The organism is Microbacterium sp. (genome assembly GCF_052102115.1).
GTDB lineage: Bacteria > Actinomycetota > Actinomycetes > Actinomycetales > Microbacteriaceae > Microbacterium.
In genome coordinates this window covers 1-4013 of sequence record NZ_JBQDVP010000107.1, presented here as the reverse complement: position 1 = coordinate 4013, position 4013 = coordinate 1, and the positions used below count along the sequence as shown (strand labels likewise).

Below are 4013 nucleotides of genomic sequence, written 5' to 3'. Positions count from 1 at the left end.
GACATCGACTACTACGTCGGCACCTACTCGATCACCGATCAGCGCAAGGAGCAGATCGACTTCGCCGGTCCTTACTTCGTCACGGGCCAGGGCTTCCTCGTCGGTGCCGACAGCGAGATGACCGAGGTGAGCGACGTGTCGGACTTCAACGGCATGACCGTCTGCTCGGCGACCGGCTCCACGCCGATCCAGAACATCAAGGAGAACTTCCCTGAGATCGACACCGAGGAATACGACATCTATTCCCAGTGCGTGGACGACCTGCTCAACGGCAAGGTCGACGCGGTCACCACCGATGCTGCGATCCTGATCGGCTACGCGGCGCAGAACCCCGACGAGCTGAAGGTCCTCGACGGTCTGTTCACCGAAGAGCGCTACGGCGTCGGACTCCCGAAGGGCGACACCGCTCTGATGGACCACATCAACACGCTGTTCACCGACGGCGGCGACACCTGGCAGGGCATCTTCGACGCGACCCTCGGTCAGTCGGGCATCGACGTCGAGCAGCCAGCCGTCGACTGATCCATGATGCGGGGCGGCCCACCGGCCGCCCCGCATCATCCGATACCTGAGAAGGGGAGGGCGCGTGGACGCCATCTTCGGCAACCTCGACCTGTGGGGCGAGGGCATCACATACACCCTGCTAGTTTTCTTCGGCGGCGCCATCATCGCGCTCGTGCTGGGAACCATCGTCGGGGCGATGCGAGTCTCACCGGTGCCGATCGCGCGCGCCGTCGGCACTGCGTACGTCACCCTCGTGCGCAACACCCCGCTCACGCTGGTCTTCTTCTTCTTCGTATTCGGGTACAGCGCGTTGGCGCTGCCGACACTCTCCAATACTGTGCTGGGCATTCTGGCGATCGGCGTCTACACGGCCACCTACGTCGCCGAGACGCTGCGTGCCGGCATCAACACCGTGCCCGTCGGCCAGGCCGAAGCGGCTCGCGCCATCGGTCTGCCGTTCGGACAGGTGATGACGCAGGTGGTGCTGCCCCAGGCGTTCCGCTCGGTCGTGCCGCCGATGATGAGCGTCTTCATCGCGCTGCTGAAGAACACCACGGTCGCCGCCGGGTTCTCCATCGCAGTACTCCCGCAGCTGCAGTCCGCGATCTCCAACTCGCACACCCGCTCAGGCACCCCGATGGAGATCCTGCTCTGGGTCGCCGTCGTCTTCATCGCTCTGGTCATGCTCCTGACCTGGCTGCAGCGAACTCTCGAGAACCGATGGAGGATCGCACGATGACCTCTGTCCTCTTCGACGTCCCGGGCCCTCGTGCCCGTCGTCGCAATCTGATCCTCGCGATCATCACCGTCATCCTGGTCGTCGCGGTCATCGCTTTCGTCGTCTGGCGGCTGTCGCTGACGAACCAGTTCAGTGCCGCGAAGTGGAACGTCTTCACCTTCACGACGGTGTGGACAGCCATCGGCGAGATGCTGCTGAACACGCTGCGCGCGTTCGCGCTGGCCGCCGTTCTGAGTCTCGCACTCGGGTTCGTGCTCGCGATCGGGCGGATGTCCGACCACGCTTGGGTGCGCGTTCCCGTGGCCGTGATCACGGAGGGCTTCCGTGCCGTCCCAGTGCTGGTCATGATGATGATCCTCTATTACGGTCTGCCGACCCTCGGCATGAAGGTCGAGCCGTACTGGGCCGTGGTGATTGCGCTCATGCTCTACAACGGGTCGGTCCTCGCCGAGGCGCTCCGTGCCGGCATCGAGTCGCTCCCGCGCGGGCAGAAAGAGGCCGGGTACGCGATCGGCCTGCGCAAGAGCGGCGTGATGACGCTGATCCTGTTGCCGCAGGCGGTGCGGGCCATGCTGCCGGTGATCGTCGCCCAGCTCGTCGTCGTCATGAAGGACACCGCGCTCGGATTCCTCATCACCTATCACGAGCTGCTGTACTACGCGAAGCTGCTCAGCTCGCAGCCGGGGCGGCCGATCCTGCAGTCGGCGCTCATCATCGGCGGCATCTACATCATCATGTGTCTGATCCTGTCTGGCATCGCGAAATGGGCCGAAGTGAAGACTCGTCGCTCGCCGAAGCTGAAGGCGCTCGATGCAGACAAAGCCGGTGTGATGCACGAGGGCACCGACACCGAACTCATCGCGGCGCAGACCGGAGCGGGCAAGTTCGACCAGGGGCTCGGCCGCTGAGCGGAGAATGATCGCCGCGCAGCGCCGGTAGACTCAGGTCTCGTGTCTGACGCTCCCGAAATCACCCCAGAGGCGGTGGAATCCGCCGTCGCCGCAGCGCTCGAAGCGATCGGCGCCGCCGCCACAACCGCAGAGCTGAAAGCGGCTCGCGCCGCGCACGTCGCTGAGGGATCACCGCTCGCGGTTCTGAACGCGTCGATGCGCCAGGTCGCCCCAGAGCACAAGGCGACCTTCGGCAAGCTCGTCGGTCAGGGGCGCGGTCGCGTCACGCAGGCGCTGGCCGCGAAGGAGGCTGAGCTCGCCGAGGCTGAGCTTTCCGCGCGCCTCGAGGAGGAGCGGGTCGACATCACGGCCGTCTCCTCGCGGACGCGCATGGGGGCGCGGCATCCGCTCATGCAGCTCCAGGACGACATCTCCGACGTCTTCGTCGGGATGGGCTGGGAGATCGCGGAGGGCCCGGAGCTCGAGCACGAGTGGTTCAACTTCGACGCGCTGAACTTTGATGTCGATCACCCGGCCCGCCAGATGCAGGACACGTTCTTCGTCGATCCCGTCGATCGGCACCTCGTCATGCGCACGCACACGAGCCCCGTCCAGGTGCGCTCGATGCTCGACCGCGAGGTTCCGATCTACGTTCTGTGCCCCGGCCGGGTGTACCGCACCGACGAGTTCGACGCGACCCACCTGCCGGTGTTCACCCAGGTCGAGGGCCTCGTCGTCGACAAGGGCATCACGATGGCGCATCTGAAGGGCACACTCGATCACCTCGCCCGCCAGCTCTTCGGAGCTGAGGCGAAGACGCGCCTGCGCACCAACTTCTTCCCGTTCACCGAGCCGTCTGCCGAGTTCGACCTGTGGCACCCGACCTTCAGGGGCGGCGCGCGCTGGATCGAGTGGGGCGGCTGCGGCATGGTCAACCCCAACGTGCTGCGCGCGGCGGGCATCGATCCAGAGATCTACAGCGGCTTCGCGTTCGGCATCGGCGTCGAACGCGGGCTGATGTTCCGCAGCGACGTGCAGGACATGCGCGACATGGCCGAGGGCGATATCCGTTTCAGCGAGCAGTTCGGGATGGTGGTGTGATGCGCGTCCCGCTTTCGTGGTTGCGTGAATACGTCGATGTGGCAGCGGATGCCACGGCCGATGACATCTTCGGGGCGTTGGTTTCGGTCGGGTTCGAAGAGGAGGAGCTGCACCGCTTCGAACTCTCCGGCCCGGTCGTCGTCGGCAGCGTGCTCTCCTTCGAGGAGGAGTCGCAGTCCAACGGCAAGACCATCCGCTGGTGCCAGGTGGATGTCGGCGAGGGCGAGCCGCGCGGTATCGTCTGCGGCGCATCGAACTTCGCTGTCGGCGACAAGGTCGTGGTGACACTGCCCGGCGCCGTGCTGCCCGGCCCCTTCCCGATCGCCGCGCGCAAGACCTACGGTCACGTCTCCGACGGCATGATCGCCTCGGCCCGTGAGCTGGGCCTCGGGGATGAGCACGACGGCATCCTGGTCCTCGCGACGCTCGGCATCGACGCGCCCGCTGGGACGGACGCCATCGCTCTGCTCGGGCTCGACGACGAAGCCGTCGAGATCAACGTGACTCCTGACCGCGGCTACGCGTTCTCGATCCGCGGCGTCGCGCGCGAGTACGCGCATGCGACCGGTGCGGACTTCCGCGACCCTGCCGAGCACGAGTGGGATGACGTGCAGCCCGGCGAGGGCTTCGCGCTGGCCGTCGACGCCGAACCGCTGCGCGAGAATCCTGCTGTTCAGGAGTTCGTCGCCCGCGTCGTGCGTGACGTCGACCCGTCCCGGCCGACTCCGCCGTGGATGGTCGCGCGCCTGTCGCTGGCCGGCATCCGATCGCTCGGCATC

4 protein-coding genes and 1 pseudogene are annotated in these 4013 nt (G+C 66.2%); all 5 read left to right on the top strand.

Annotation, left to right across the window (positions count from 1 at the left end; all coding sequences use genetic code 11):
- The coding region (locus ACTICP_RS16030; protein ID WP_441894067.1) for a transporter substrate-binding domain-containing protein at positions 1–522 on the top strand (522 nt) is incomplete at its 5' end.
- A 64-nt stretch (positions 523–586) separates the two neighbouring features.
- Positions 587–1243: an amino acid ABC transporter permease gene (locus ACTICP_RS16025; RefSeq protein WP_441894065.1), complete on the top strand. Its 657-nt coding sequence runs from the start codon at positions 587–589 to the stop codon at positions 1241–1243.
- Entirely contained in the window at positions 1240–2151 is a 912-nt protein-coding gene (locus tag ACTICP_RS16020; RefSeq protein WP_441894063.1) for an amino acid ABC transporter permease, read from the top strand. The genes ACTICP_RS16025 and ACTICP_RS16020 overlap by 4 nt, the downstream gene beginning before the upstream one ends.
- Before the next feature lie 42 nt (positions 2152–2193).
- Positions 2194–3234, top strand: a complete 1041-nt coding sequence (pheS, locus tag ACTICP_RS16015; protein ID WP_441894061.1) for a phenylalanine--tRNA ligase subunit alpha — start codon at positions 2194–2196, stop codon at positions 3232–3234.
- A pseudogene (locus ACTICP_RS16010) lies at positions 3234–4013 on the top strand (phenylalanine--tRNA ligase subunit beta); the annotation flags it as partial. The gene pheS and the pseudogene ACTICP_RS16010, both read left to right, overlap by 1 nt.